The organism is Nonomuraea sp. NPDC054003 (genome assembly GCF_055585125.1).
The window spans coordinates 127,179-154,128 of sequence record NZ_JBVJKR010000015.1 but is presented as its reverse complement, the minus strand read 5'-3'; the positions used below and the strand labels follow the sequence as shown (position 1 = coordinate 154,128).

Sequence of the window (26,950 nt, the reverse complement as noted above, 5' to 3'; positions counted from 1 at the left end):
GAAGATGCGAGCTTCTCCACGCTCCGTTTTCGCCACCACACGCCAGCAACCTGGTGAAGGGAACTGCAACGACGCCGGTATGGGGCCCGGCAAGCCGTCCGCCGTAGGCATCAGCTGAGCCGAGCCCACGTTGTCACCCGCCACTTCTTCAACGGTAACCGTGGGAAGCCTCGTGCCGGTCGTCCATAGTGGACGCTTGATCTGATAGCCCTCCGGGACCCGCACGGCCGAGGAACTCCAATCTCCTGACACAGGAGCGACGAACCAGATGTCGGTTGCGCCTACCCCTGGCTGGCCATCGCTCCCGGGAATGTCCACGCGATCGCGCACCGTGTCATCACATGGTGCCGTGGCGGCATCTGTGGCCTCCGTGCGCGCCCCTCCTTGCGAACAGGCTGTCAGGCTCAACGCAGCTATGGTTCCGCATGACATGAGCGTCATGGCGGTAGCGGTTCGGTAGTTCACAGCAGCCATGCGGAAGCCATCCATCCTGATATTGCGACCATGACGAGCACGCCGAGCGCCTGTGCGTAACGAACGCTGTGCCACCAGCGGTCCATCGCTCTCTTGCCGAGAGCTGAAACATCACCGGCGCTAACCGAAATGATAAGCGGAACGGCGAAGAACAGGCCGTAGACCGCGCCTGACCGCGACGGCGCTATCCCCAAGACGGCCGAAAGCAGGACCAGCCAGGAAGTGAACGACACTCGATAAAGAGCAAGGCTCTTCGCGGTTTGCCGACGCCATCCTATGGACATCGAGCCACGAAGAATCGCCCGGGTGTCGACGATGACTCCCTTGGCAGCGACAAGGGCGAACACTTTGAGCGCGTTTTCCACAGGGAGGACAAGCGCTACCGCCTGACCGATCTGCGACAGGAAGAACACCGGGCACGCCCTGGCACTGCCGGCCCGGGCATACCGGCCAGGTCATCACCACGCTGCGCAGGCCGCCACAGCCGTCGCGCCTGAAGCTCCGCGCTCTGATCGCCAATGGTGATCTCGACGAATACTGGCGTTTTCACCTCGCCCGGCAACACGAACGGGTCCACCGGAGCTGCTACCAGGACGGATACTCCCTCACGGCTTGATCGATCAGTCACTGCGGAAGAGCTACACCCGTCCGGTTTGGTCGGCAGTGGGAGGATGGGGGGCATGTATGTCCGTGAGGCCGGTGACGCACACGCTCCTCCCATTCTGTTACTGCACGGTGGCGGCGTCGCGGGATGGATGTGGCGACCGACGCTGGAGCGGCTCGGAGCGAAAGCCCGAGTGATCGTTCCCGATCTGCCCGGTCACGGACGCAGTGCGGAGGAAGCGTATCGGTCACACGAGATGACCGCCCAGGCCGTGGCCAGGGTCCTGGAAGAGCGCGCACCGGACGGCGCGATGGTCGCGGGGTTCTCGTTGGGTGCGCAGCTCACGATTCTCCTCGCCGCTACCCGGCCCGATCTCGTCACCAGTGCCGTCGTCGTGAGCGCGCAGGCGAAGCCTCTTCCGTTCCCGCAGGCGGCCCTGGGGCTCCTCGGCGCGACCGCACCGCTCGCACGGCAACGGTGGTTCGCGAAGCTCCAGGCGAAGCAACTGTTCATCCCGGACGAACTCCTGACCGACTACCTTCGCGACAGCGCTCGCATAAGCCGTGAGACTCTTCTCGCCAGCGTCGGCGAGAACATCCGTTTCACCCTTCCCACCGGCTGGGCCGACTTCAAGAACCCGGCACTGGTGATGGTGGGCGAGCACGAGCGGAAGCTCATGCACGACTCCGCACGGAACATCCACGACTCCCTTCCGGGCAGCCAGATGACCTTCGTGCCGGAATGCGGCCATGGCATACCCCTGCAGCGCCCGGACCTGTTCGCTGAGATTCTGGCCGACAGAATGTGAGTGTCCTGTTCTTGGGCTTCCGCGCCATCACGCTGCCTCCCGGGACCACCACGCCCAAGCTGAATCGGGCGACGTAAGCGGCAATGCACCCTGGCCCACGGCTATCAGGGCCGCCTCCTGCCAAGCCGCCAGGGCCGCCGCAACCGTGCCGGGCCACCTGCGGGTGATTCCGAGGGTGATCACCGCGGCCATTCCGCACGCGGGCGGGATGTCGATCCGCGCCCTGGCCGCTCGACGCGTCAGCGAGAGCAGGACATGAGGAATGCCGAGTCCTCAGAACGCGTGGGAGGGGCAACGTGCTCGCGTACAACGGCGTACCGGTGGACGGCCAGGACCGATCAGAACTCGCCGACGGCCGAGGGGACAAGGAGTTCGCGGAGCCGGCATCCGCGTTGCGGTTGGCGCGCTGTGTGGCCGTCGTCGTCGGCGTGGGATTCGCGCTCGGTGGTCTCGCCGGCCTTCTCGCGAACGAGCCGCCCGGCGTTCTGCTCGCGGCCGGGATCGGCGCCCAGGCAACGATGTTCGCGCTGTATCTGTACAGCTGCGTGCCGCCGGCGCGTGGGCGACGGCCGCGAGGCTGGCGCTGGTCGCTGCTTGCTCAGGCCGCGCTTACGGGCGTCGGCCTGATCTGGGAGGCCGGCTCCTGGTGCGGCACTTCCGGCTTCCTGGCGGCCGCGGTCCTGCTGCTGGTCAGGCCGGTCCGCCTCGGTTGGGCGGGGTTCGCCGGCGTGCTGGCGGTGCAGGGATGGTCCTGGTGGACGGTCGATGCCTCTCCGGGCGAGGTAGCGAATCTGGTTTTCGGACATACCGCGTTCGTCGCCATCGCCCTGTACGGCAGCGTCCGGGTGGCCGATCTGGTTGCCGACAGGTACGACGCCCGTGCTGAGCTGGCTGCCGCCGAGGTGACGCGGGAGCGCCGGGCCTTCGCCGACGAGCTCAACGGCCGGGTGGGGAACAGCTTGCGTACGGTGATCGCCGCGGGCGAGGCCATGCTGGCCTCGACCGGCACCGAGCAAGCCCGCGGCCAGCTGGAGCGGGCACTGGATACGGCTCGGTCCACGCTCGATGAGACCAGGGCGATGTCACACGCCCGTCGCGACTCGCATGCCCGGGTCCGGCCGCCGGCCGATGACATGAGCCCGGCGTACGTGCACTTCCTCGGCGGTGTCACCGTTTGCCTGATGATCGTCCCGGAGTCGGCGCGTTTCGCGGTCGAGGCGGGGCTTTCCGCCGCCGGAGGATGGGCGTTCGGCCTGCTGCTGGTGTCCTTCACCGCGCTCTATCTGTGGCACTGTCTGATGGACGGGACTGGAGGGCGGCCTCCGCACTGGCCTTGGACGCTGCTGATCCAGGCGGTCATCGCGTTCGTTCCCGTTGCGTTCTACGGTCTGCAGGCGTGGCACGTCGTTGCCTTCTTGCCGGGGCTCACCCTGATATTGCTGCGTGGATGGCTGCGCTGGGCGGCCACGGGGCTCCTGCTTGTGCAGAACGCCGTGTATCTCTTGTGGGGTGGCGGCCTGGGCGAGGCCGACGTGTTCGACCAGCTCTCGCGGGTGGTGTGGGGTGGCGAGCGCGCTCTGGTCGTCTACGGCCTGGCGCGGATGGCGCGGATGACCTGCGAGTTGCGTGGCATGAGAGAGGCGCTCGCGCGCACGGAAGTGGCTCGCGAGCGCCTGCGTTTCGCTCGTGACCTCCATGATCTGTTCGGCTACAGCCTGTCGGTCGTCGTGCTCAAGGCCGGCCTGGCAGGACGACTGCTGACGGTGGACAGGGAGCGTGCCGAACGTGAGATGGCCGAAGGCGTCGCCGCCGCACGCGAGGCCCTGGACGACATCCGGACCGTTGCACACGGTTACCGGCAGGAGTCTCTCGCGGAAGCCTTCGAGTCGGCCCGGTCCCTGCTGCTGGCAGGCGGTTTCGACGTGCGTGCCCACTACACCCATGTGCCGATGTCCGCTCATTTCCAGACAGAGCTGGCAGCGTTGTTGCGCGAGGGCGTCACGAACATCCTGCGGCACAGCAGCGGTGACTGGTGCGAAGTCCGTATCGAGCGCGATGGGAATCACGTCCGATTGGCGCTGTCGAACAATGGTGCGGGGGCGGGTGCCGGGAGTCAGGGCCTCGGCATGGAGAGTTTCGCCGCTCGCGTGCGCGTCCTGCACGGGTCGTCGGACCGGCGCGTCGTCGGTGACGTTCATGTCCTCACCACGGAGATCCCGCTCGACGACGGGTCAGAGCCAGCCCTCGTCCGTGGCGATGCGGATGGCGTCGATGCGGTTCCTGGCACTCAGCTTGACGACCGCGGAGGTGAGATAGTTGCGGACGGTGCCCAGGCTGAGAGACAGAGCGGCGGCGATCTCCTGAGGCTCCGCACCGGTGGCGGCCATCCGCAGCACGTCGGTTTCTCGCTCGGCGAGAGGGCTGGTCATCGTCTCCAACGCCCTCATCGCGAGTGAAGAGTCGACCACACGATCACCGGCGGCGACTTTGCGAATGGCCTTCACCAGATCCTCCGGCGGCGAGTGCTTCAGGAGGAAGCCGGCCACCTGCGCGGTCAGGGCGCGACGCAGATAGCCCGGCCGCGCCATGCCGGTGAGCATCAGGACCCGGCAGGAGGGCAGCAGCTCATGCACCTGGGCGGCGGCGGTCAAGCCGTCGATGCCGGGCAACTCGATGTCGAGAAGGGCCACGTCGGCGCGTAGGCGCGCGGCGGTCCCGGCCACGTCGTCCCCCCGCTCGACGGTGGCGACGACATCGAAATCGTCCTCAAGGCCGAGGACGGCGGCAAGGGTGTCACGCAGAATTCGGACGTCTTCCGCAATGATGATTCTTATCATATCCGTCCCCGACGAAAGAGGCTGGGTGACTTCAGTATTGACACGTTGATTTTAGCGCCTCGCTGCCAGGCGAATTGCATCACCTTTTGATTGACTCACAGGCGCCTCCGTGACGTATTCATCAAGGGCTGGTGATCAGCGCACTTACCTCCTTACCTGCTGCCGGGGGAAGCTCACATCGGTACACCTGAAATCACTGAAAGGATCGATGATGTTGCTGGCGAAAAAGAACATCGTCATCTACGGCGGCAGCGGGCCGATCGGCAACGCATTCGCTCTGACCTTCGCCCGGGAGGGCGCGCGGGTGTTCCTGGTGGGACGGACCCGGAAGCCGCTTGAGCGTACGGCGGCCGAAGTGGAGGCCGCGGGCGGCAGCGCTCACGTAGCCGTGCTGGACGCGCTGGACGAGCGATCGGTGAACGAGCACGTACAGGAGGTGCGAACGCTGGCCGGTTCGGTCGATGTGTCGGTGAACTTGGTCTCGCGTGGCGATGTGCAGGGCATTCCACTGATCGACATGGCGACCGACGACTTCGTCCGGCCCATCACCGCAGGTCTGACGGCGGCGTTCGTCACCGCCCGGGCCGCCGCGCGGGTGATGGCCGACCAGGGCGATGGCGTGATTCTGACACTGAACAGCGGCTCGGCTCACGGCAGCCCGATGCTGGGGGCCAGCGGCCCGGCCGACGCCGCCACCGACACCTTCATCCGCAATCTCGCCGCCGAGGTGGGCCCGCGCGGGGTGCGAGTGCTGGGCCTGTGGACGGCGGGCCTGCCCGAGAGCTTCGCCCCGCGATTCCTCGAGCACAATCCCACGCGGCGGGCCTCCGGCATGTCAGCCGAGGACATCGACCGGGTGATCAGTGGGCTGAGCATGCTGGGCCGCGCTCCACGGCTGGCGGATGTCGCCGAGACGGCCGCCTTTCTGGTCTCCGACCGGGCCGGCGCGATCACCGGCGCCTTCGTCAACGCCACCAGCGGCATCTTCCCCAGCTGACCCTTCCAGCCAGGCACTCGAGCAGAGATGAGAACGATGAACCACGGACACGACGAGACCGTCGCCTTCGAAACCGTCGCCCCGCAGCCCGTCATCAGCGTGCGTCGCACGGTCCCGGTCGCCGAGCTGCCCCGGACCCAGGCAGAAATCCTGGCGGCGCTGTGGGCTCACCTCGGCGAGCACGGCGTGCGCCCGGCCGGGCCGCCGTACGTGCGCTATCACGCCTTCGGCGACGTCGAGACCGACGTCGAGGTCGGTGTTCCGGTGCAGGGTGTGGCCGCGAGCCGAGGAGAAGTCGCCATGGGCGAGCTTCCCGGCGGGCCGGCCGTCACCACCTGGCATCTCGGCGCGCACGACCGGCTGGGCGGCGCCTACGACCGGCTGCAGGCGTGGACGCGGACCGCACCGTACAAGCCGGAGGGCGGCGCGTGGGAGATCTACACCTGGATCGACCTCGCTCACCGCCCTGATCCCGCGGCGTGGCCGGCCCCGTCCACATGGCGCACTCAGCTCGTCCAACCCCTCAACAGCGCATGACAGACATGATCGCCAGGTCCACGGCGGGCCGCCGGGAATGGCTCGCGCTGGCCGTCCTGTGTCTGCCCACGATGTTGACCATGCTGGACATCAGCGTGCTGTTCCTGGCCGTGCCTCAGATCACCGTGGATCTGGGTGCCGGCGCGACCGAGCAGTTGTGGATCACCGACATCTACGGTTTCCTCATCGCGGGCTTCCTCATCACCATGGGCAGCGTGGGGGACCGGATCGGCCGTCGCCGGCTGCTGCTGCTCGGGGCGACCGCGTTCGGCGCGCTGTCGGCACTCGCGGCGTACGCCCCCTCGACGGAGGTGCTCATCGCCGCGCGCGCTCTCCTGGGGGTCGCCGGCGCCACGATCATGCCCTCGACCCTCGCGCTCATCATCGGCATGTTCCGCGACCCTCGACAACTGGGCGTCGCCATCTCGGTGTGGGCGTCGGCCCTGACGGCGGGGGTCGCCCTGGGACCCCTCGTAGGAGGAGCGCTGCTGCAGGCATTCTGGTGGGGTGCGGCCTTCCTCGTCGCGGTGCCGGTGATGCTGCTGCTGGTCGTCACGGGTCCCCGGCTGCTGCCGGAGAGCCGGGACCCGGGCGCGCCCGGCGTGGACCCAGTGAGTGTGGTGCTGTCCCTGGTGGCGGTTCTGCCGCTGGTCTACGGGCTCAAGGAGCTGGCTCAATCCGGCTGGTCGCCCGGTCCGGTCGCGCTCACGCTGGCAGGGGCCCTCGCGGGTGTCGTGTTCGTGGTGCGCCAGGGCCGGCTGGCGCACCCGATGCTGGACCTCGGGCTCTTCCGGATCATGGAGGTGAGAGGCGCGCTGCTGATCTCCCTGCTGGTCGGCGCCTTGCAGAGCGGGAGCGGCTTCTTCGTGGCCCAGTATCTGCTGTCGGTGGAAGGACTGAGTCCGCTGGCGGCCGGCCTGTGGATGCTGGTGCCGACCTTCGGCCTCGTCATCGGAATCTTCGTCAGCCAGGGGATCGCGCAGCGGGTACGTCCCGCCCACGTGGTGGCGGCCGGAGCGGCGATCGCCTCCGCAGGCATGGTCGTCCTGACGCAAGTGACACCCGGCGGCGGGCCGGCGATCCTGTTGCTGGGATTCACCGTGGTCTACGTCGGCGTCAGCCCGGTCGGTCCGCTGGCCGGACGTCTCGTGGTCCCTGCCGCGCCGCCGGAGAGGGCCGGCTCCGCCTCGGCCATGCAGTCCATGAGCGGGGAACTCGGCGTGGCCCTCGGCATCGCCGTCCTGGGCAGCCTCGGGGCAGCGATCTACACATCGGCGGTCGAGGTTCCCCCGGCGCTGGCGAACACGGCGCCGGGCAGAGCGGCCGCCGAGACCATGGCCGAGGCGGTGGCCGTGGCACAGCGACAGCCGACCGGCATCGGCGACGCACTGATCAGCTCGGCACGCGACGCGTTCGCCTCCGGCCTCAACGTCACAGCGGCGGTGTGTGCGCTGGCATTCGCCGGCATCGCGGTGCTGGCGTTGACGACCCTGCGGCGCATCCCACCCTTCGGACCGCCTGCCGCCCAGGAGAGGGTAGGAAGAACGACATGACAGCCCTCCCCACCAGTGACGTCTTCACCGAGCGATTGACGGCCCTGCCAGTGCCGGAAGGGCGCCGTGTTCGTATCTCAGAGCAGGGCGCCGTGCTCGGTGTCCGTATGCGCGACGTCTTCGCTCTCGCCAGAGAGTTCATCGACATGCCTCCGGACGAGATCGCCAATCTCCTCGAAAGCGACGTGCACGAGGTCAGGGTCGGCGCGTGCAGCATCATGGACAAGCAGGCCCGCCGCAAGCGCACGCCCCAGTCGCGTCGCGCGCAGCTGTACGACCTCTATATGGGCCGCCACGACCGCATCAACACCTGGGACCTGGTGGACCTGGCCGCGCCCCATGTCGTCGGAGGCTATCTGTACGACAAGTCGCGTGCCCCTTTGTATACGCTGGCCCGTTCCCCGCAGTGGTGGGAGCGGCGCACCGCCATTGTCGCCACCTTCTACTTCATCCGGCACGACGATCTCGGCGACACCTTCGGCATCGCCGAGATCCTGGCCGATGATCCTGTTGATCTGGTGCAGAAGGCCTACGGCGGATGGATCCGCGAGGCCGGCAAGCGGGAGCCTGCGCGCCTGCTCGCCTTCCTTGACCGGCACGCCGCCACGATGCCCCGCACCGCCCTGCGTTACGCCGTCGAACACCTCGGCAGCGACCTCAGAGCGCATTACATGGGAGCGGCGAAACGATCTGCCGGGTCTCAATAGGCTTCGTGCTCAGTGCGCATCAGAGGCATTCCGGCGAGTCACGCCAGGGCCTCGATGCGCACTGCCATACTTCTACCCCGACGCCCACTCGCCGGCCCGGCACAGGAACACGGCGAGCCCACTCGACGGCCTCCGCTCTGTCCTTTGCTTGGATCAGCCAGAATCCGGCGATCCATTCAGTGTCGAGCGATGGCCGGGCAGTCACGACGGCCTCGCCACCGTGACGCGCGATCTGCGCCACCAGGCTCTCTGGACGCAGCCTCCCGGCGGTCAGAAGCACTCCGGCCCTGATCAGGGTCTCGTCATAGACCCGCAGTCTGGCGGCGAACTCGCGGCCGGGTGGAAAGCCCGCCTCGGTGTCTGCCCCGGCCCGGCGAATGATCATGAATCTCATCGATCTTCTCTCAGCTCGGCAGGCCGTTTTCTTTCATGTCGAAGTTCGTCGGGGCGTCTAGCTCCTGCCTCAGATTGCCGCTTCATCCGAGGGTTGTGTAGTGCGCTCTTCATCGGACACCAGTGAGATATTCATGTTCAGCCGGTTACTCATAGCGAGGATTCCGTCACCGTATGGAGAAGGGGAGGGAACCCTCGCGACAGGAGTTGCCCGGCGTGAGGCCGGGGACGATCGGGGCATGGCGAGCACATTTCAGCGGGGCAAGGTGCGACTCGTTTTCGGTGCGATGGACGTCGACGGTGACGGCGTGCTGCGCGAGAGCGATTTCGATGCCCTAGCGGGGCGTTGGGCGTCCATCCGCGCGGCCGGTGATGAGGAGCACCTCATGGCGATCATGCATGGCTGGTGGGGAACGCTCGCCGAGCGCTCCCGCGACCCCGAGTCGGTCACGCTCGACGACGTCCTCACCGTGGTGGATCTGCTCGGCCGGACGCCGGACGCCGTGGACGCCACCGCCGAGGCCATGTTCGAGGCCATCGACGAGGACGGCGACGGCCGGATCTCGCCGGCCGAGTACCAACGCATGATCGAGGCGTGGAACGGCAGCCCCACCGACACCACCGACGTGTTCGTCCGACTCGACGCCGATGGTGACGGCACCGTCTCCCGTACGGAGTTCGTCCGCCACTGGAGAGAGTTCTGGGTGGGCGACGACCCTGCGGCGCCCGGAAGCCACGTCTTCGGGATACCCCCCGCGGCCTGATTCCTAGGAACAGGTCTCGAGCGATCGTCAGACGGTGGTGCGTGACCACTGCTGGTTGGTGCCGGTGTTGCAGGGATACTGCTTGAGGATCACGCCGTCCGCGGTCGACGCGGCCGGTACGTCCACGCATTTGCCACTGTGTCGTGCCCGGAGCTGGAAGTAGCTGCCGTTGGCGACCATCTGGAACTGCTGGTTGGTGCCGGTGCCACAGGTGTACTGGATGAGTTCGGCGCCGTCGGCGGTCGACGCGCTCACCACGTCGAGGCATTTTCCGCTGTGGCGGCTGACGACGCGCCAGTAGCCGCTGCCGGCGTCCTGGAACTGCCACTGCTGCCAGGCGTTGCCGCCGTACGTGTACTGGCCGACGCGCGCGCCGTTGTCGGTGTTCGGCTGCTGGACGTCCATGGCCTTGCCGCTGTGGCGCACGTCGATCCGGTAGTACGTCGGCGGGGGAGTGGGGCCGACGGCGTCGCCCCAGGCGTACCGGATCCGGTCGGCGCCGGAGGGGTTGCGGACGGTCAGGCCGAGATCGGTGCCGCTGCCGGTCAGGCCGTACATCGAGTAGTGGTCGTAGCCGCTGGTTCCGGTCGGTTTGCCGCCGAGGGCGGGCCAGTAGGTGCCGCCCATCTGGTTGTCCCGCATGACCTGGGCCATGGCGCGGATGTGGCGCACGAAGTTGTCGGTGCTGTTCGCGTCGCCGTAGTCGAGGCCGGTGGCCATCGGCGCGCCGAACTCGGTCGCGACCGCGCGGGAGGCGCAGTTGCCCAGACGCGTCTGGATGTGGCCGCGGAAGGCGTCGTAGGTCATCGCGCTGTAGAAGAAGGCGTAGTGGTGGAAGGACAGCAGCGTCGCGTTGAAGCGGCTGTCGTTGCAGACGTCCCGCAGGTCCTGGCTGTAGCCGGTGCCGCCGATGAGTACCCGGCCGGGCACCGCCGAGGTGTGGTAGCCGAGCCAGTTCGCCGCGACGTCGCGCCACTCCGCCGAGGTGTAGCCGTGCGGCTCGTTCATCGGCTCGAAGTAGACGTTGCCGTTCGAGCCGTACGTGTTGGTCACGCTGGACCACATCGTGTTCCACGCGGCGAGGTCGGTGATTCTGCCACCGGAGGCGGCGCCGTCCTCCCAGTACGCGAGGATGACCTTGAATCCACGGGCAGTGGCGGCGTCGATGGCGCCGCGGTAGGCGTTCCACCAGGTCGTGTTGGCCACGGTGTGGGTGTTGATGGGCAGCCGGACGGTGTTGACGCCCATGGTGGAGGCCATGTCGTCGTAGAGGGCGTTGGCTTTCGCCCGTACTGTCGCGTTGCTGTCGGACTGGCTCAGGCCGTGCAGGACGAGCGTGCCGGTGCTGAAGTTGTCGCCCAGCACGGCCCAGTTCATGCCCCTGAACTGGCTGGTGGCGGCAGCGGCCGGCGACGCGGTGACGACGAGGCTCGCCGCCGCGGTGAGCGCCGTCACCACGAGGGCGATCAGCGACCGGCGTGACGACCGGGTGTTTCCCGAGGATAAGCAGCTGATCAGTCTCATGGCATGCCCAATCACTGGATCTGAATTCCTGGGTCAGACCTGGGTGCGGCTCCACTGCTGGTTGGTGCCGCTGCCGCAGGCGTACTGCTGGATGTCGGCGCCGTCGCCGGTGCCGGAGCCGACGACGTCGAGGCACTTGCCGCTGTGCCGTGCGACGATCCGGAAGTAGCTCCCGGTGGCCTGCCACTGCCATTGCTGGTTGGTGCCGCCGCCACAGGTGTACTGGATGACGTTGGCCCCGTCGGCGGTCGAAGCGCCGGCCACGTCCAGGCACTTGCCGCTGTTCTGGTTGACGACGCGGAAGTAGCCGCCGCCGGCGTCCTGAAACTCCCATTTCTGGTTGCCGCCGCCGTTCCAGGTCCACTGTTTGATCTCGGCGTTGTTCGCGGTGGAGGCCGACACGACGTCCATCACCTTGCCGCTGTTGCGGTTGGTCACGCGGTGGACCGGTGCGGGGGCGGGCACGTCGGCCACCGGCAGGATCGTGCCGTGGCGGCAACCGGGGCAGGTGATCTGGCTCAGGCCCGACCAGGAGTTCAGGTTCGAGCTGGTGGCCGTCCAGATGCCGCCGTTGGTGTACTTGTCGATCCAGATGCGCCAGGAGCCGTCGCTCATCCGCAACACGGCCGGTCCCTCGTAGCCCGAGCTCCACAACTGGCCCTGGTTGCTCCACCCGCTGGTGAGACTCGTGCTGGTCCAGTGCTCGATGTACTTGGAGGTCTCGTTCTTGGTGAAGGCGTGGTAGGTGCTACCCGACTTCACCACGTACGTGTCGATGTAGTTGTAGCCGAGACCACCCATCTGCGCCGGTCCGCTCCAGGAGGTGAGCGACGCGTTCTGGGCGGTGAAGATGTACGGACGGAAACAGTTGGAGCACGTCGTCTGGGCGATGCTCACGATGATCCGGACGGTGCCGCCCTCGACGTAGAACTCGGGCGCCCAGGTGAAGCGCGTGTTGGCGACGCCGGAGCTGACGCTGGTCACGTGGGTCCAGTTGACCAGGTCGGGGCTGGAGGCGATGTTGAAGTGGGTGGAGTTCGTGGTCCACGACTCGACGGTGTGGGCGATGTAGTAGAGCCCGTTGTGCTGGATGATGCTGGGGTCGCGCAGCACGCCGGACGGGCCGCGGTAGTTCGTGTCGGCCAGCACGCCGAAGTTCGTGCCGTTGGCCGACGAGTAGACCCAGAGCTCCTGGTCGGCGGCGGCGTCTCCCTTGAACGTGGTGTAGACGTAGCCGGGCGCGGCCTGTGCGGGTGAGGCGACCGACGCCCCGGCGGCGGCGGCGGTGAGCGCCACGAGGCAGAGCCGGGCCAACCAGCGTCTGACCTTCAGTCGTCTGTTCACGAGTGAATTCCCTCGCCATGAATTGTTAGCGCTAACATCATGCTGATCCATTCACGAAGGCGTCGAATGGTGGTCGGTGCGCCAAGCGTGCGCGGGGGTGCGGTCGTTACGTCGGCGTTACATCAGTGTGTTCGCTCATGTCGAGCCGGTCAATACCCCGTTCATTCGTGGCGGTTGACCGCAGGCGGAATCGTCTCGTGGCGAGGTATTGACAACCGGGCTGTCAGCCTTTTCCATGTGGGAAAACACGCCGTAAACATGCATGTGACCCTCGGGCCGGTGGTGATGTTAACGCAAACATCGTGCCCCGTGGAACACCCGGTCGCCACGCCAACCGCCGGAACAGAGGGAAGTGATCAGCATGAACCGACTCGTGAGCTTACGCCGCTCGCTCACGGCCATCCTCCTGCTCGCCGGTGCCGTCGTCGGCCATGCCGCGACCGCGGCCCCGGCCGGCGCGGCTCCGGTGACCATCACCAACGGCACCCAGTTCCTGGACACCAGCGGCAACGCGCTGCACGCCCATGGCGGCGGCGTGCTGCGGGAAGGCGGCTACTACTACTGGTTCGGGGAGAACCGCAATCCCGACAACACCTTCCGGGCGGTCTCGGTCTACAGGTCCACGGACCTGCGGAACTGGGAGTTCCGCAACGACGTCCTCACCCAGTCGTCGCACCCCGAGCTCAACGTCGCGAACATCGAGCGGCCGAAGGTCATCTACAACAGCTCCACCGGCAGATTCGTCATGTGGATGCACAAGGAGAACGGCTCAAACTACAGCGAGGCCCGCGCCGCCGTCGCCTCCTCCGCCACCGTGGACGGCGCGTACACCTACCACGGCAGCTTCCGTCCGCTCGGGCACATGTCGAGGGACATCACGCTCTTCAACGACAACGGCACCGCCTACATGATCTCGGCCGCGGACGAGAACTACGACCTGCACATCTACCGGCTCACGACGGACTATCTGAACGTCAGCACGCTGGTGGGCAATTTCTGGAACGACGCCCACCGGGAAGCCCCGGCCATGTTCAAACGAGGAAGCGTCTATTTCCTGCTGACCTCAGGGGCGACCGGGTGGAGTCCGAACCAGGCGCGATACGCGACCGCGTCGAGCATCTCCGGTCCATGGACCGGGTGGACCAACGTCGGCGACGGCACGACGTTCAGCTCCCAGCCGACGTACGTGCTGCCGATCCAGGGCTCGTCGACCACCAGCTACCTGTACATGGGGGATCGCTGGGCCGGGGCCTGGGGCGGGCCGGTGAACGATTCCCAGTACGTCTGGCTGCCGATCACGTTCCCGTCCGCCACCAGTATGAGCCTGACCTGGTATCCCCAGATCACCATCGACGCCGCCACCGGCGTCGTCTCCGGCGGCGGCACCTCCCCGTACTACCGGATCACCGGGCGCGCCAGCGGAAAGGTGATGGACGTCGTCAGCTCGTCGACGGCGAACAACGCCGAGGTGAAGCAGTATCCGTGGAACGGCGGCGGGAACCAGAAATGGCAGTTCCAGGACATCGGCGGCGGCTATCACCGGCTGGTCAACCAGAACAGCGGCAAGTGCCTGGACGTGGCCAGCGCTTCGACCGCCGACGGGGCCAACATCATCCAGTACACCTGCGGCGGTGGCTCCAACCAGCAGTGGCAGTGGGTGGCCACCGGCAGCTACTTCCAGCTCAGGGCCCGTCACAGCGGCAAGTGCCTGGACGTCGTCAACGCGTCCACGGCTGACGGCGCCGACATCCAGCAGTACGCGTGCGGCAGCGGCACCAACCAGCAGTGGTCCCGTACCCAATCCTGATCCTCGGCCGTAGCGACATGACCAGGAAGCCATGCCATGAGAAGACTCCCACTCGCCGCGGCGCACCTGCTCGCGGTGTGTTCACTGGTGGCGGCCACGTTGGTCGCCGGACCCGCCGCGCCTGCCCAGGCGTCGAACCCGATCGTGAACCGGTTCGCCGCCGATGCGTCGATGCACGTCTACAACAACCGCGTGTACGTCTACACCACGGACGACGAGAGCAACAGCGGCACGTACTGGGACTCGAACGCCTGGCGGGTGTACTCGTCGGCCGACCTGGTGAACTGGACCGACCACGGCGCGCCGTTCTCGGTCGGCGGGTTCGGGTGGGCGACGCGGTACGCGTGGGCGCCCTCGGCGACCCAGCGCAACGGGTACTACTACCTGTACCTGCCGACTGACCGGACCACGATCGGCGTGGCCAGGAGCACGTCGCCCACCGGCGGGTTCAGCGACCCCCGCGGCACCCCGCTGATCGAGAAGGGGCGGGACGCCAACACCGGTGAGGAGCCCATCGACCCGGCGGTGTTCGTGGACGACAACGGGCAGGCGTACCTGTACTTCGGCGGCGCCCGCGCGCCGAAGGTGGTCCGCCTGAATTCGGACATGATCTCCACCACGGGCGCGATCCAGAACGTGACGATCAGCGGCGGCAGCGGCTTCGCCGAGGCCGGCTTCATGCACAAGAGGAACGGCGTCTACTACTACTCGTACTCCACGGGCTGGCCGGGTCAGATCGCCTACGCCACGGCGAGCAGCCCGCTGGGCCCGTTCACCTACCGGGGCGTCATCCTCGAAGGCGTCAACGTCAACACCAACCACCATTCGATGGCCGAGTACAACGGCCAGTGGTACATCGCCTACCACCGCAACGCCCGCGCCGGCGGTGGCGACTACAAGCGGTCGATCGCGCTCGAGTACCTGTCCTACAACGCCGACGGCACGATCCGCCGGGTGACGCAGACGAGCGCCGGGGTCGGCACCCCGACCATCGCCGCGAATCGGCTGCAGTCGTACAACTTCCCGGACCGGTACGTACGGCATGCCGACTACGACGTACGGATCGACCCGAACGTGAGCCCGGCGGCGGACGCGCAGTGGCGGATGGTGCCGGGGCTGGCCGACACGGGCGGCGCGTACGTGTCGTTCGAGGCGGCGAACCTGCCCGGCTACTACCTGCGGCACTACGACTACGACCTCGTGCTGGCGCGGAACGACGGCAGCGCGACGTTCCGGGCCGACGCGACGTTCCGGCGGGTGAGCGGGCTGGCCGACTCGTCGGCGGCGTCGTTCCAGTCGTACAACTTCCCGGACCGCTACCTGCGGCACGCCGACTACCTGCTCAGGATCGACCCGGTCAGCACCACGACCGCCAGGGCCGACGCCACCTTCCGCGTCACCGGCTGAGACCTGAGGGCCGGAGTCCCGCCGGGGAGTCCGGCCCTCGGTCAGCGCCGATGGGGATCCGTCGAGGATCTGTCAGGCGCCTTGCGGCAGGGCCTTCTCGACGGCGGCCGTCTCCATGGCCGACGGGCCTTCGCCCGGGCGCCGGGGAGGCGTCGGCGGCTCGCGGAGGACGATCGGCATCCCCGCGGCGTGCCATGCCTGGAAGCCGCCGATCACGTCGGTGCTGCGGTGGAGGCCGAGGTCCTGGAGCGAGCGGGCGGCGAGGCTGGAGGAGTATCCCTCGTCGCACAGGATGATCCACTGGATGCGGGCGTGTTCGGCCTCGGGAATGCGGGCCTCGCACCGGGGGTCCAGCCGCCACTCCAGCTGGTTGCGCTCGATGACGATGGCGCCCGGGACCTCTCCCGCGCAGCGCTGGAAAGCGGGCCGGGTGTCGACGATGAAACTGTCGGCCCGGCCCGCCGCCGACCATGCCTCGGGCGGGCTCAGGCGGTGCAGCCCCGTACGGGCCTGAGCCAGCACCTCGTCGATGTCTATCGAAGCTCCTCGGTCGGCGCGAACGGACGGGCAGTCGAACCCGCCGCCACCCTAACGATCAACAAGGTCCCATGAGAAGCCGACCCGCTCGCCTACACCGAGGTCAAGACGGGTCGGCCAACTCGTTGGCAATGAAATCTCGGAAGAACTGGTACACCGCATGCATGCGCGGAATCCGGAGAAACTCCTGCGGGATCGCGATCCAGAACTCTCTATGAGCATGGACTTCGCCTGACAGCAGGCGTACCAGATCCTTGTCGTCTCGCACCAGATACCGCGGGAACATGCCGATGCCCAGTCCGCTCCGGACCGCGGACAGTTGCACGAGTGGACTGGTGCTCCTGAACACCACGGCGTTGGGATGGGTGATGTCCGCCAGCCAGCGGAGTGCCTGGACCTCGACCATGTCGCCGATGTAGTCGATGAAGGCATGCCCGTCCAGGTCCGCGAGGGTGCGAGGCGTTCCGGCAGCGTCCAGGTACTGAGGCGCCGCGTACAGATGCACCCCGCAGGTCGCCAGCATGTGTGTATGCAGCTTGTTGCCGTGCGGCTTCGCCAGGCTTATGGAGATGTCTGCTTCCCGTCGGGAAAGGTTGGCCAGCTGCATCACGGTGATGACTTCAAGCCTGATGTCAGGGTAGGCGCGGTGGAAAGCCGTCAACAGCGGAGCCAGAACCTTGCCGGCCAAGCCTTCGACCACAGCGAGTCGCACGGTGCCGGCCACCCGGCCCCGTTCGCCGACCGGGCTGAAGATGCCGTCCGCGAGCGCCTCTATCTCCTCGGCGCGTAGCAGCAGTTCATGTCCTGCGGCCGTCAGGCTGAAGCCGGCATGTGACCGATCGAACAACTTCCGGTCGAGCCGCTTTTCCAGAGAAGCGACTCGACGCAGCACAGTCGTGTGAGAGACACCCAGCCGGCGAGCGGCCTTGGCGAGCGTCTGCCGGCGTGCCAGCTCGAGGAAGTACTGGAGGTCATCCCATGGGAGCAATTCGAGCGAAGATCCCATCCTCATCCTGGTGGAGCAGCGCCGGGCGCGTGGTACGGCAACCTTGCCCGGTGCCGCTGTCGGCGTCAAGGCTCCATCCGGCGGAATGGCGCCCCGGCTGACGTGGGAGGACAGGCACGGCTCAGCCGACCTAACGCACGGCTCCTCTGTCCCGGAGTTCGGCCAGACCGGTCGCGTCGATGCCCATCGCACCGAGCACCTCGTCCGTGTGCTGACCGTGCTCTGGTGGGGCCGTACGGATGGTCGTCGCGGTAGCGGAGAGCTTCAGGGGCGACGCGATCGTCGTGATGGTGCCCGCACTGGGATGTTCGACCTCACCGATCATGTTCCGCGCCCGCACCTGGGGGTGCGCGAGCGCCTGGTCGACCGTGTTGATCGGACCGGCCGGCACACCGGCATCTGCCAGCACCTGTCCCCATTCCCGCGCGGACCGTCGGCCGAGCGCCGCGGCGATGATCGGGATCAACTCGTCACGGTTGCGCACCCGGTCTGCGTTGGACACGAACCGCGGATCTTCCGTGAGTTCGTCGAGCCCGACGGCACGCGCGAAACGACCCCACAAACGGTCGTTGCCCGCAGCCACCATCAGGTAGCCGTCTGCGGTGGAGAATGCCTGATACGGGACGATTGTCGGATGTGCCGATCCATAGCGGCGCGGCACCTCTCCAGAGGCCAGATAGCCGCCGGCCACATAGGTCAGCCAGGAGATCTGACCGTCGAGCAAGGAGACATCCACCCACTGCCCCTCGCCGGTGCGTTCCTTGGCCCGCAGTGCGGCGAGCAGTCCGATGCAGGCCCACATGCCCGCGGCGAGGTCGGCGCCGGACACACCGACCCGCACCGGGGCGCCGTCCGACTCACCGGTCACGCTCATGACCCCGGACAACGCCTGGGCGATCGCGTCGTACCCGGGCTCCTGTGACATGGGCCCCGTCTGTCCGTAGCCGGACACCGAGACGTACACGACAGCTGGGTTGATCAGCCGCACCTGCTCATACCCAAGGCCGAGGCGGGCTGCCGCGCCGGGGCGGAAGTTCTCCACCACGACGTCCGCTGTGGCAGCCAGTCTCTCGACCAGTGGCCGGCACTGAGGATCCTTGAGATCGACCGCGATGCCGCGCTTGTTCCGATTGACGCTGTGGAAGTACGCGGCATCCTTGCCCTGGAACGGCGGCCCCCAGGAGCGGGTGTCGTCTCCTCCCTCGACGCTCTCCACTTTGATCACGTCCGCGCCGAGGTCTGCGAGGATCATCGTGCAGAACGGGCCGGACAGAATGCGAGACAGGTCGAGGACCCGAATGCCCTCCAGCGCGCCCGCGTGCGTGAGCCAGGGCGTGCCCACGTCGGAAACAGGCATTTCTTCTCCGATCTGATGAACTGGGTCTTCCTCAGGCGCCGGCGTCCGCAGGTCGTGGGAGACAGCAGCGGATCGCCGGCGGCTACGCCGTTCTCTCAGGCAGTGGCTGAGGTGAGAAGCCTGTCCACGTCGGCCTGGCTGGGACCTTCGGAGCGGGCGTTCGGCCTGGGGCCGGATGCGTACGCCACGACAAGGAGGATCTCGTCGGGCCGGGGCGCGTCCGGAACGGACACGGTCATGGTGTCCATCGCATCGAGATCCCACCCCTCGTCGAGGGGACCGAAACACACGTCCACCTGGGTGCCGGCCGGTCCCACCTTGCCGTTGCCCGGGATCAGAACGCGTCCCCGCTTGATCGTCCGACGCATGGCCATGCCGAGGCGCGAGTGGATCATGGCTGCGCCATGCTCAAGGTCTCCGGCGGATCCCACGACGACGGCCTTCGAGTATGACCGGATGCCGGCGGGATCGCCCAGGCGGTCGAGCGCCCGCCTGGTCAGCTCCACGCCCAGCTCTTCGGAGATCTGGACCAGCTCCTCAAGGGAGTCATCGTGGGCTCCAGCGAGGCGGGGGTTCTTGATGACCGCGCCGACCGCGATGCGCCGCAAGGGAGGCGAAACCGGCCGGCCGCCCTCTGAGTGGATCTCTTCCTCGAAATGAACGATCTTACGGATCAGCCTGTCGATGCTCATTCAGCATTCCTTTCCGTGCTTGGTCAAGGGGACTCTAGCTTTCCGGGGAACTCCGCGGAATGACGATATTTGCACCGGGGTTTGCAGCGGAGCAACGCCGCGTCGCCGGCCTGTTCGTCACTGCAACGCGCGGTGCACATCTGCTCATTACGCCGTGGTTGCCGCCCTGCTAACGTTGCCTGAAATTTACTGCTTCCGTGGCGGCGAACGAACTTGCGTGCAGAGGACGGGGAACTCCGCAGCAGGACCAGGAGAGCCCGAAGCAGCCTCTTGCCAGGAGGTCTCATGACGTCCATCGAATCCACTTCTCCCGTCCGAAGTTCGTCGGCGATGCGTCGGAAAGTATTCTTCGGAAGCTTCATCGGAACAGCCATCGAGTGGTACGACTTTTTCATCTACGGCCTCGCGGCCGCGCTGGTCCTGGGCGAGCTCTTCTTTCCGAGCTTCGACCCGGTGGTCGGCACGCTCAGCGCATTCGCCGCTTTCTCCGTGGGATTCATCGCCCGTCCCATCGGTGGAGTGGTCTTCAGTCATTTCGGGGACCGGATCGGCCGTAAGTCGGCTCTCATCGCCTCGCTCCTGCTGATGGGGGTGGCCACCTTTCTCATCGGGCTCCTGCCCACGTACGAGACGATCGGCGTGGTCGCTCCGATAGGGCTGGTCCTTCTTCGCTTCATGCAGGGGGTCGCGGTCGGCGGCGAATGGGGCGGCGCGGTGCTCATGTCAGTGGAGCACTCTCGTCCGCACCGGCGCGGGCTCGCGGGGAGTATTCCTCAGATGGGCGTGCCGGCGGGTCTCATCATGGCCTCCACCGCATTCCTCGCCCTGTCCCCGCTGAGCGAACAGGACTTCGCCGCGTGGGGCTGGCGTATCCCGTTCCTGGCCAGCGGCATCCTCGTCGTGATCGGGCTGATGATCAGGCTGGGCGTCACCGAGAGTCCCGAGTTCCAGGATCTTCGCCGGGAGAACGGCACGTTGAGGTCGCCGGCCTGGACAGTGCTGCGGCGCAACCCCAAGAATGTGCTGCTGGCGGCCGCGATGCGGCAGGAGACCACGCTCTTCTACGTGCTCGTGACCTTCATCGTTTCGTACGGAACAGATCAGGTAGGCGTCTCACGGGACGTCATGCTGAACGGGACGACGATCGCGGCGTTCGTGGCCCTCTTCACCATCCCGATGTTCGGAATCCTGTCCGATCGATTCGGCCGTCGCAACGTCTTCCGCATCGGCGCCGCCTGCGCAGTCCTTTTTCCCCTTCCATTCTTCGCCCTGGTGGACACCGGTGAGCCGTGGCTGATCTATCTCGCCCTGATCATCGGCCTTGCTCTGGTCCACGCATCCATGTACGGGCCGCAGGCCGCATTCTTCAGCGAACTCTTCGGAACGCAGGTCCGATACAGCGGGGCCTCTCTGGGTTACCAACTCGGCTCGGTCGTCGGCGGGCTCTCGCCCCTTGTCGCGACGGGCCTCATCGTGGCGACGGACGGCTCGCCGCTCTACATCATTCTTTATGTCGCCGTGCTGCAGGCGGTTGCGTTCCTGGGTGCTACTTTCGCGCCTGATACCCGCCGCACCGTGACCGCCGCACCCAGCCCGCTGCCGCGCTAGAAGGCACGGAAGAAGTCCATACGGAACCCTCGTGGCTGATCGCGGAGCGATCGGCCACGGACCCTCCTTGAAATCACTGCGGAAGCGATATTCGATGAATCAGCATGGAGAAGCGTCCACGGCGTCAGACGATCCCCGATCGTGGAGGATGCTGATCGGCGGCCGTTGGGTGGAGAGCGTGACCGGAGAGTCGCGCAAGATCAGCACGCCGGCGCGACGTGGACAGGTGCTCGCCCGGGTGCCCGAGGCGAAGGCCCAGGATGTCGATCTGGCCGTTGCCGCTGCGCGTGCGGCGTGGCCTGGATGGCGTGACCAGCACTTCACCGTGCGCCAGCGGGCACTGCTCAAGATCGCGGATGCGATCGAAGCCCGCGGCGAAGACCTCGCGCGGATCACAGCGGCCGACACGGGCAACGCGATCCGGACGCAGGCCCGTCCTGAGGTCAGCACCCTGGTCGACCTGTTTCGCTACTTCGGCGGGGTCGCGGGCGAGGTGAAAGGGACGACCTTGCCGGCCGGCTCCTCACAACTGCAGTACACCCGGCAGGAACCGCTGGGAGTGATCGCCGGAATCCTCCCGTGGAACTCACCCCTGTTGATCGCCGGATTCAAGGTGCCGGCCGCGCTCGCCGCCGGGAACACCATGGTTCTCAAGGCGGCCGAAGATGCCCCGCTTGCGATCCTGGAGCTGGCGGAGATCTGCCAGGAGTTCCTGCCGGAGGGGGTTCTCAATGTCATCACCGGCTCGGGCAGCACCGCGGGAGCGGCGCTCGTAGGTCACCCTGGAGTGGACAAAGTCTCCTTCACCGGGTCCACCGAGGTGGGGCGACTGATCGCGCAGCGCTCCGCCGAACGGCTCGCCCAGGTGTCCTTGGAGCTGGGAGGAAAGAATCCCTCCATCGTGTTCCCGGGCACGATCAGCGACAGGCTCATCGACGGCCTGCTGACTTCTTCAAGGGTCACCCGCCAAGGGCAGAGCTGCACCGCCGGCTCCCGGCTCTTCTTGCATCGTGAGGTCCACGACGAAGTCCTGGAGCGGCTGGTGGCACGCCTCGCGGACCTCCGGGTGGGTGACCCGCTCGACGATGCCAACGACATCGGCGCCGTCATCAACGAGACCCAGTACCGCTCGATCCAGGGCTACATCGACGCCGGACTCGACAACTCGGCGCTGACTCTCAGGATCGGAGGAACGCCTCCGGCCACAGGCCCGCTGTCCGAGGGGTACTTTCATGTCCCGACCGTCTTCTCCGGAGCCGACAACACCTTCCGGCTTTCGCGGGAGGAGATCTTCGGTCCCGTCATCATGGTCATCCCGTGGACCGACGTCGAAGAAGTGATCCACATGGCCAACGACTCCGCGTACGGCCTCGCTGCCTATGTCTGGAGCGACGACGTCAACGCGTCTCTGGAGGTCGCGCACCGGCTCGAGGTGGGCTGGGTCCAGGTGAACCAGGGCGGCGGACAGATGATGGGGCAGTCCTTCGGCGGATACAAACAGAGCGGCCTCGGACGTGAGGTGTCCCTCGAAAGCATGATCGCCGGCTTCACCCAGACCAAGCAGGTCAATGTCAACCTCGCCCATTGACCGGTGATCGCTGTGCCGTCGGGTGTGGCGGCCAGGGGCACCGGCCGGCGCGGGGTCAGGGCGATGGCGGTGCCCGCCGGGTGCGGGTCGTCCACCTCGACGGTCCCGGGGCTGAAGCCGTACGGCCTCCTCACGGCAGAGCGACCGGCATGCGGCGGATCGCGATCATGGCGGCGTCATCGCCGAGACGTCCGCCGGTATAGGTGAGGAGGTCGTCGCACACCCGTTTCAACAGCCCTTCCGGGGCTTCCTGCGTCCAGGCGCCGATCCGGTCGGCCAGCGGATAGAAGACGCCGGCGGCGTCGCGCGCCTCGGTGACGCCGTCGGTGTAGAGCAGCAGGAGATCGCCCTCGTCGAACCGGAACGAGCAGACGGCGTACCCGTGGTCGCAGAGGTCACCCAGGCCCAGCGGCGGCGCCGGATTCTCGCACTGCAGCGGCGTGACCTCCCCGGCGTGCACCAGCAGTGGCGGCGGGTGACCGCAGTTCACCAGGGTGAGCACCGGTTCGTCGTCCGCGATGTCCAGGGCGACCGCGGTCACGAAGGTCTCTTCGCCCGCCGGCCATTCCCCGGCGAAGTCGTACGGATTGAACCCGGCGCTGTCCTCCAGGTCGGCGACGAGCTCCGGCAGGGACAGGCCCCGGCGGGCGGCTTCGCGGAAGGCGCTGACGAGAGCGGCGGCGTCGGAGATGGCGGTGAGGCCCTTGCCCCGGGCGTCGCCGATGATCAGGCGGGTGGCGTTCGCGGTGCGTACGGCACCGTACAGATCACCGCCGACCCGGGCCTCCGCCGCGGCGGCCAGGTAGACGGAGGCCAGCCGGAGCGTGCCCAGCGACTCCGGCAGTGGCCGCAACAGAGCCCGCTGCGCGGCTTCGGCCACCGAGCGCACCTGCACCAGGACCCGCCGCTCGCGGTCCCGGATGAGGCAGAAGACCACCACGAACGCCGATACCGCGATCATGGCGATGAGCTCCGACTGCATGTTCTCGGTGCCCAGGCGGTTGTGATGGACGCCGATCATGATCTCGCCCGTGATCGCGAGAAGCCCGATCACCCCCGTGAACCACGCTCCCGCGAAGGAGGCCGTGATCGCCGGGGCCGCCACCAGCAGAGCTCCGAAGTGGATGTCGCTGGGTGACAGCAGGTCGGCGACCGTGATGACCACGATCATGGCCAGCGGAATCACCGCCAGCGCGTGATTCCGTTGCAGTGAGAGACGCCCCCGAAGATGCGGGTTTCCCCCATATCTCACAGTTTCTGTCTACATGTTCCGATACGGGGACAAAAAGGTAGATGGACAGGTCTTGGGAAAGGCTTTCATCCCAGTCGCTCACCTCTCGTGACGTCGCGATGACATTCGGTGGTGGCGTGCCTAGGCTCTCCCCGTGATCGGCTTTGCGGAAGTCGTGAAGCGTCTGCTGGTCGGCAGGGCGCTGCGCAGCGAAAAGCTGCACGAGAGGCTGCTGCCCAAGAGGCTGGCGCTGCCGATCTTCGCGTCCGATCCGCTGTCGTCCGTGGCCTACGCCACCCAGGAGATCCTGCTGGTCTTCTCGGTCGCCGGGCTGGCCTTCCTGCATCTGACGTCCTGGGTGGCCACGGCGGTGATCGTCCTGCTGGTCGTGGTGGTCGTGTCCTACCGGCAGGTGGTCCGCGCCTATCCCGGGGGCGGCGGGTCGTACGCGGTCGCCTCCGGCAACCTCGGCCCGACGGCCGGCCTGGTGGTGGCCGCGGCCCTGCTGGTCGACTACGTGATGACCGTGGCGGTCTCGGTCGCCGCGGGAGTGGACAACATCGTCTCCGCGTTCCCCGGCCTGCACGAACACCGGGTGAGCCTGGCCGTGGGTCTCGTCGCCGTGCTCGCCACGATGAACCTGCGCGGGGTACGGGAGTCCGGCCGCGTCTTCGCCGTACCGACGTATCTGTTCATCGGGGCCGTGCTGGTGATGTGCGCGACCGGTCTGTTCGGCTGGGTCACCGGGAACGCGCCGGTGGCCGAGTCCGCCGGGTGGGAGCTCCGTCCCGAGGCGGGGTACGAGCAGCTGACGGGCCTGACGTTGACCGTGCTGATCCTGCGGGCGTTCTCCAGCGGCTGCACGGCGCTGACCGGAGTGGAGGCGATCTCCAACGGGGTGCCGGCGTTCCGCCGCCCCAAGGCCCGCAACGCCGCCACGACCTTGGCCGTCATGGGCCTGATCTCGGCGACGATGTTCGCCGGGATCACGGCGCTGGCGCTGATCAGCCAGGTGCGGATCGCCGCCGACCCCTGCCAGTTCAGCGGCACCGGCCCGGACTGCGCGGACCTGCCCCAGCGCACCGTGATCGGCCAGCTGGCCGCCGCCGTCTTCGGCGGGCACGACAGCGTGGGGTTCTTCGTCGTCCAGGCGGCCACCGCGCTGGTGCTGGTGCTGGCCGCCAACACGGCCTTCAACGGATTCCCGCTCCTCGCCTCGCTCCTGGCCCGGCATCGTTACCTGCCCGAGCAGCTGCACATGCGCGGGGACCGGCTCGCCTTCTCCAACGGGATCATCGCCCTGGCGGCCATCGCAGCCGCGCTCCTGTGGGTCTTCCACGCATCGGTGACCGACCTCATCCATCTGTACATCCTGGGCGTCTTCACCTCCTTCACCCTGTCCCAGGCCGGGATGGTCCGCCACTGGGGCCGGGCGCTGGCCGTCGAGTCCGACGCCGGAGTGCGACGCCACCAGCGGCTGGCACGGACGATCAACGCCGTGGGGGCCCTGACGACCGGCCTGGTCCTGATCATCGTGCTGGCCACCAAGCTCACCGAGGGCGCCTATCTGGCGCTGGCCGCGGGCGTGCTGCTGTGGTCGCTGATGCGGGGCATCCGCCGTCACTACGACGTGCTCGCCACCGAACTCGCCGTCACCGACCCGATCGAGGAGTCCGTCGCCCCCGCGCGGGTCTTCACCATGGTCGTGGTTCCCCGGATGGACGCGGCGACCATGCGCGCCCTGGGCTACGCCCGTGCGCTCAGGGCCGACCACGTGGAGGCGGTCACGGTGGCCATCGACCGCGAGGACGCCCAGGACCTGCTGAGGCGGTGGGACACCTCGGGCATCAACGTCCCGCTGAAGGTCCTGGACTCGCCGTACCGCGAGCTCACCCGCCCGATCACGGCCTACGTCCGCTCCCTCGTACGGAAGAGCCCGCGTGACGTGATCTACGTCGTCATCCCCGAGTACAGCGTCGGACGATGGTGGGAGAGCCTGCTGCACAACCGGACCACGCTGTGGCTCAGGAGCCGGCTCATGCTCATCCCCGGGGTCGTGATCATCAGCGTCCCCTGGCAGCTGCCGTCCTCCCGCCGTCTCACCCGCCGCCTGACCCGCCGGCCCCTCCGCCGGGCCCCGGGAGCCGTACGACGAGGCGAACCCGACCCCCGAGCGGACCGCGGCTAGAGCGAGTCGGCCGGGTCCCAGACCTTCACGGTCGCCCGCATGTTGTGGTACGAGTCGTCCTTCATCTTCATCGCCGCGATGCGCCCTTCGGAGGTCCGCAGGCAGAAGATCGCTCCGGTCTCCACCTCTTCCTTGCCTGACTCGCCCCATTCCGTCGTGCCCTGGGTCGAAAGTGCCTCGACGCACTGCTGCCGGGTGGGCGCGGTGGAGTCGCTCCACGGGGCGAGGGACTGTTCGTGCGCTTTGATCGAAGGCACGAACCAGGACGAGGATTCAGTGATGTCCGCGTTCTCGTCGGATGTGCGAATGGTCGGCGGGAGCTGGTCGAGGTCGACGCCGGCGCCCAGGCGCACGACTCCGGTGTACCGGACGGAAGGCGCTGCCGACGGTTCTGGTGACGGGGTCTGGCTCGGCGTCGGAGCCGAGCTGCTCGGGGCCGTGCTGGAGGGGTGAGTCGAGGGGCTGGCGGTCGCGGCCGCCGGCGGTGGGTCGTCCTCGCCGCGGAACCACCCGTCACCGAAGAACAGGACGGTCACCGCGAGGGCTAACGACAGGACCGCGAGGACTGTCTCCTTGGTCCATTTTCTCGATGGCTGCTGACCGGGATCGCCGTAGTAGTGGCCTGAAGGGTCTGCCTGGTCGCCATCTTGTCGAGTCTGGCTCATCCGAGCATTCCCATCGCCGTCAGATGTTCCTTCGAAGTCCGGTGGACCCCAGAGTGCCACATCTGAGCTGTCGGCTTCGGGTCAGGCCGCGAATTCGCCCGGCCGGTCTGCCTTCCATGAGAAAGGCTGACCGGCGGGCGCCGAATGGTCTGGGCGTGTGGTGCCGCCCAGGCTTTGTTAGCGCTCACATTACGCGGTGCGGTCCTCCTTCGCACTCCGGCGTCTTCCGGTGGTGATGGCGGCGAGTAAATACAACGCGCCGGGTGTCGTCAAGGGGTGGTGGTCTGGTGCGCGACGTGTCCGGTGGGTGTCGGGGCAGGTC

The 26,950-nt window shown here is 67.3% G+C and carries 22 protein-coding genes and 1 pseudogene; 12 read left to right on the top strand and 11 right to left on the bottom strand.

The window, feature by feature from the left end:
- Nucleotides 1–461: 461 nt before the first annotated feature.
- Entirely contained in the window at nt 462–887 is a 426-nt protein-coding gene (locus ACZ6YG_RS34155; RefSeq protein WP_148035275.1) for a hypothetical protein, read from the bottom strand.
- Between the two features lie 267 nt (nt 888–1,154).
- Between ACZ6YG_RS34155 and ACZ6YG_RS34150 the strand changes: the two genes are divergently transcribed.
- Nucleotides 1,155–1,886, top strand: coding sequence for an alpha/beta fold hydrolase (locus ACZ6YG_RS34150; RefSeq protein WP_466020284.1), 732 nt, complete (start codon nt 1,155–1,157; stop codon nt 1,884–1,886).
- Nucleotides 1,887–2,404: 518 nt separating this feature from the next.
- Nucleotides 2,405–3,742 (top strand): annotated as a pseudogene (locus ACZ6YG_RS34145) (sensor histidine kinase); the annotation flags it as partial.
- Between the two features lie 375 nt (nt 3,743–4,117).
- Here the strand turns inward: ACZ6YG_RS34145 and ACZ6YG_RS34140 are convergent.
- Nucleotides 4,118–4,723, bottom strand: coding sequence for a response regulator transcription factor (locus ACZ6YG_RS34140; RefSeq protein ID WP_148035272.1), 606 nt, complete (start codon nt 4,721–4,723; stop codon nt 4,118–4,120).
- 208 nt (nt 4,724–4,931) lie between these two features.
- Here ACZ6YG_RS34140 and ACZ6YG_RS34135 point away from each other — a divergent pair, with 208 nt between their 5' ends.
- Genes ACZ6YG_RS34135 through ACZ6YG_RS34120 form a run of 4 tightly spaced genes read left to right on the top strand, consistent with a single transcriptional unit; the run spans nt 4,932 to nt 8,517 of the window.
- Complete coding sequence (locus tag ACZ6YG_RS34135) at nt 4,932–5,720, top strand: SDR family NAD(P)-dependent oxidoreductase (protein WP_222709222.1); 789 nt, start codon at nt 4,932–4,934, stop codon at nt 5,718–5,720.
- A gap of 36 nt (nt 5,721–5,756) precedes the next feature.
- The gene (locus ACZ6YG_RS34130; RefSeq protein ID WP_148035271.1) at nt 5,757–6,257 is read left to right on the top strand and encodes a GyrI-like domain-containing protein; all 501 of its coding nucleotides are present in this window, start codon (nt 5,757–5,759) and stop codon (nt 6,255–6,257) included.
- A complete protein-coding gene (locus tag ACZ6YG_RS34125; RefSeq protein WP_466020283.1) occupies nt 6,254–7,810 on the top strand; it encodes an MFS transporter in 1,557 nt (518 codons plus the stop codon). The genes ACZ6YG_RS34130 and ACZ6YG_RS34125 overlap by 4 nt, the downstream gene beginning before the upstream one ends.
- On the top strand, nt 7,807–8,517 hold the full coding sequence (locus ACZ6YG_RS34120) for a DNA alkylation repair protein (RefSeq protein ID WP_466020282.1): 711 nt from the start codon (nt 7,807–7,809) through the stop codon (nt 8,515–8,517). Before ACZ6YG_RS34125 ends, ACZ6YG_RS34120 begins: the two co-directional genes overlap by 4 nt.
- 19 nt (nt 8,518–8,536) lie before the next feature.
- Here ACZ6YG_RS34120 and ACZ6YG_RS34115 read toward each other — a convergent pair whose 3' ends face one another.
- Complete coding sequence (locus ACZ6YG_RS34115; protein WP_148035268.1) at nt 8,537–8,911, bottom strand: YciI family protein; 375 nt, start codon at nt 8,909–8,911, stop codon at nt 8,537–8,539.
- Between the two features lie 385 nt (nt 8,912–9,296).
- On the opposite strand from ACZ6YG_RS34115, the gene ACZ6YG_RS34110 reads away from it, so the two are divergent.
- On the top strand, nt 9,297–9,674 hold the full coding sequence (locus ACZ6YG_RS34110) for an EF-hand domain-containing protein (protein ID WP_261808929.1): 378 nt from the start codon (nt 9,297–9,299) through the stop codon (nt 9,672–9,674).
- Nucleotides 9,675–9,701: 27 nt separating this feature from the next.
- On the opposite strand, the gene ACZ6YG_RS34105 is transcribed toward ACZ6YG_RS34110, so the two are convergent.
- On the bottom strand, nt 9,702–11,198 hold the full coding sequence (locus ACZ6YG_RS34105; protein WP_466020281.1) for an RICIN domain-containing protein: 1,497 nt from the start codon (nt 11,196–11,198) through the stop codon (nt 9,702–9,704).
- Between the two features lie 33 nt (nt 11,199–11,231).
- Nucleotides 11,232–12,542 (bottom strand): RICIN domain-containing protein, encoded by a 1,311-nt coding sequence (locus ACZ6YG_RS34100; RefSeq protein ID WP_466020280.1) that lies wholly within the window; start codon nt 12,540–12,542, stop codon nt 11,232–11,234.
- Between the two features lie 361 nt (nt 12,543–12,903).
- Between ACZ6YG_RS34100 and ACZ6YG_RS34095 the strand changes: the two genes are divergently transcribed.
- Together ACZ6YG_RS34095 and ACZ6YG_RS34090 are read left to right on the top strand one after the other, a co-directional pair.
- Nucleotides 12,904–14,349, top strand: coding sequence for an RICIN domain-containing protein (locus tag ACZ6YG_RS34095; protein WP_466020279.1), 1,446 nt, complete (start codon nt 12,904–12,906; stop codon nt 14,347–14,349).
- A 36-nt stretch (nt 14,350–14,385) separates the two neighbouring features.
- Complete coding sequence (locus ACZ6YG_RS34090) at nt 14,386–15,756, top strand: AbfB domain-containing protein (protein ID WP_466020278.1); 1,371 nt, start codon at nt 14,386–14,388, stop codon at nt 15,754–15,756.
- A 72-nt stretch (nt 15,757–15,828) separates the two neighbouring features.
- Here the strand turns inward: ACZ6YG_RS34090 and ACZ6YG_RS34085 are convergent, their stop codons facing one another.
- The 4 genes from ACZ6YG_RS34085 to ACZ6YG_RS34070 form a co-directional block, all read right to left on the bottom strand.
- A complete protein-coding gene (locus ACZ6YG_RS34085; RefSeq protein ID WP_466020277.1) occupies nt 15,829–16,278 on the bottom strand; it encodes a rhodanese-like domain-containing protein in 450 nt (149 codons plus the stop codon).
- 118 nt (nt 16,279–16,396) lie between these two features.
- Complete coding sequence (locus ACZ6YG_RS34080; protein WP_466020276.1) at nt 16,397–17,299, bottom strand: LysR family transcriptional regulator; 903 nt, start codon at nt 17,297–17,299, stop codon at nt 16,397–16,399.
- 130 nt (nt 17,300–17,429) lie between these two features.
- Entirely contained in the window at nt 17,430–18,656 is a 1,227-nt protein-coding gene (locus tag ACZ6YG_RS34075) for a CaiB/BaiF CoA transferase family protein (protein ID WP_466020275.1), read from the bottom strand.
- A gap of 95 nt (nt 18,657–18,751) precedes the next feature.
- Nucleotides 18,752–19,348: an amino acid synthesis family protein gene (locus ACZ6YG_RS34070; protein WP_466020274.1), complete on the bottom strand. Its 597-nt coding sequence runs from the start codon at nt 19,346–19,348 to the stop codon at nt 18,752–18,754.
- Nucleotides 19,349–19,633: 285 nt separating this feature from the next.
- On the opposite strand from ACZ6YG_RS34070, the gene ACZ6YG_RS34065 reads away from it, so the two are divergent.
- Together ACZ6YG_RS34065 and ACZ6YG_RS34060 are read left to right on the top strand one after the other, a co-directional pair.
- Nucleotides 19,634–20,956 carry an MFS transporter gene (locus ACZ6YG_RS34065; RefSeq protein ID WP_466020273.1) on the top strand — a complete coding sequence of 441 codons (1,323 nt, stop codon included), beginning with the start codon at nt 19,634–19,636 and terminating at the stop codon, nt 20,954–20,956.
- Nucleotides 20,957–21,104: 148 nt separating this feature from the next.
- Nucleotides 21,105–22,544 (top strand): aldehyde dehydrogenase family protein, encoded by a 1,440-nt coding sequence (locus tag ACZ6YG_RS34060; protein WP_466020272.1) that lies wholly within the window; start codon nt 21,105–21,107, stop codon nt 22,542–22,544.
- A gap of 130 nt (nt 22,545–22,674) precedes the next feature.
- Here the strand turns inward: ACZ6YG_RS34060 and ACZ6YG_RS34055 are convergent, their stop codons facing one another.
- The gene (locus ACZ6YG_RS34055; RefSeq protein ID WP_466020271.1) at nt 22,675–23,730 is read right to left on the bottom strand and encodes a PP2C family protein-serine/threonine phosphatase; all 1,056 of its coding nucleotides are present in this window, start codon (nt 23,728–23,730) and stop codon (nt 22,675–22,677) included.
- A gap of 199 nt (nt 23,731–23,929) precedes the next feature.
- Here ACZ6YG_RS34055 and ACZ6YG_RS34050 point away from each other — a divergent pair, with 199 nt between their 5' ends.
- Complete coding sequence (locus ACZ6YG_RS34050) at nt 23,930–25,963, top strand: APC family permease (RefSeq protein ID WP_466020270.1); 2,034 nt, start codon at nt 23,930–23,932, stop codon at nt 25,961–25,963.
- Here ACZ6YG_RS34050 and ACZ6YG_RS34045 read toward each other — a convergent pair.
- Nucleotides 25,960–26,628: a hypothetical protein gene (locus ACZ6YG_RS34045; protein ID WP_466020269.1), complete on the bottom strand. Its 669-nt coding sequence runs from the start codon at nt 26,626–26,628 to the stop codon at nt 25,960–25,962. The two genes, ACZ6YG_RS34050 and ACZ6YG_RS34045, sit on opposite strands and share 4 nt — an antisense overlap.
- Nucleotides 26,629–26,950: the final 322 nt, after the last annotated feature.

What these genes read in the sequence shown, in the direction of transcription:
- ACZ6YG_RS34135 (WP_222709222.1), top strand. Translation starts at nt 4,932, where the DNA reads ATGATGTTGCTGGCGAAAAAGAACATCGTCATCTACGGCGGCAGCGGG.
- ACZ6YG_RS34080 (WP_466020276.1), bottom strand. Translation starts at nt 17,299, where the DNA reads ATGGGATCTTCGCTCGAATTGCTCCCATGGGATGACCTCCAGTACTTC.
- ACZ6YG_RS34110 (WP_261808929.1), top strand. Translation starts at nt 9,297, where the DNA reads ATGGCGATCATGCATGGCTGGTGGGGAACGCTCGCCGAGCGCTCCCGC.
- ACZ6YG_RS34125 (WP_466020283.1), top strand. Translation starts at nt 6,254, where the DNA reads ATGACAGACATGATCGCCAGGTCCACGGCGGGCCGCCGGGAATGGCTC.
- ACZ6YG_RS34095 (WP_466020279.1), top strand. Translation starts at nt 12,904, where the DNA reads ATGAACCGACTCGTGAGCTTACGCCGCTCGCTCACGGCCATCCTCCTG.
- ACZ6YG_RS34105 (WP_466020281.1), bottom strand. Translation starts at nt 11,198, where the DNA reads ATGAGACTGATCAGCTGCTTATCCTCGGGAAACACCCGGTCGTCACGC.
- ACZ6YG_RS34045 (WP_466020269.1), bottom strand. Translation starts at nt 26,628, where the DNA reads ATGAGCCAGACTCGACAAGATGGCGACCAGGCAGACCCTTCAGGCCAC.
- ACZ6YG_RS34075 (WP_466020275.1), bottom strand. Translation starts at nt 18,656, where the DNA reads ATGCCTGTTTCCGACGTGGGCACGCCCTGGCTCACGCACGCGGGCGCG.
- ACZ6YG_RS34150 (WP_466020284.1), top strand. Translation starts at nt 1,155, where the DNA reads ATGTATGTCCGTGAGGCCGGTGACGCACACGCTCCTCCCATTCTGTTA.
- ACZ6YG_RS34130 (WP_148035271.1), top strand. Translation starts at nt 5,757, where the DNA reads ATGAACCACGGACACGACGAGACCGTCGCCTTCGAAACCGTCGCCCCG.
- ACZ6YG_RS34120 (WP_466020282.1), top strand. Translation starts at nt 7,807, where the DNA reads ATGACAGCCCTCCCCACCAGTGACGTCTTCACCGAGCGATTGACGGCC.
- ACZ6YG_RS34070 (WP_466020274.1), bottom strand. Translation starts at nt 19,348, where the DNA reads ATGAGCATCGACAGGCTGATCCGTAAGATCGTTCATTTCGAGGAAGAG.
- ACZ6YG_RS34065 (WP_466020273.1), top strand. Translation starts at nt 19,634, where the DNA reads ATGACGTCCATCGAATCCACTTCTCCCGTCCGAAGTTCGTCGGCGATG.
- ACZ6YG_RS34140 (WP_148035272.1), bottom strand. Translation starts at nt 4,723, where the DNA reads ATGATAAGAATCATCATTGCGGAAGACGTCCGAATTCTGCGTGACACC.
- ACZ6YG_RS34090 (WP_466020278.1), top strand. Translation starts at nt 14,386, where the DNA reads ATGAGAAGACTCCCACTCGCCGCGGCGCACCTGCTCGCGGTGTGTTCA.
- ACZ6YG_RS34115 (WP_148035268.1), bottom strand. Translation starts at nt 8,911, where the DNA reads ATGAGATTCATGATCATTCGCCGGGCCGGGGCAGACACCGAGGCGGGC.
- ACZ6YG_RS34060 (WP_466020272.1), top strand. Translation starts at nt 21,105, where the DNA reads ATGCTGATCGGCGGCCGTTGGGTGGAGAGCGTGACCGGAGAGTCGCGC.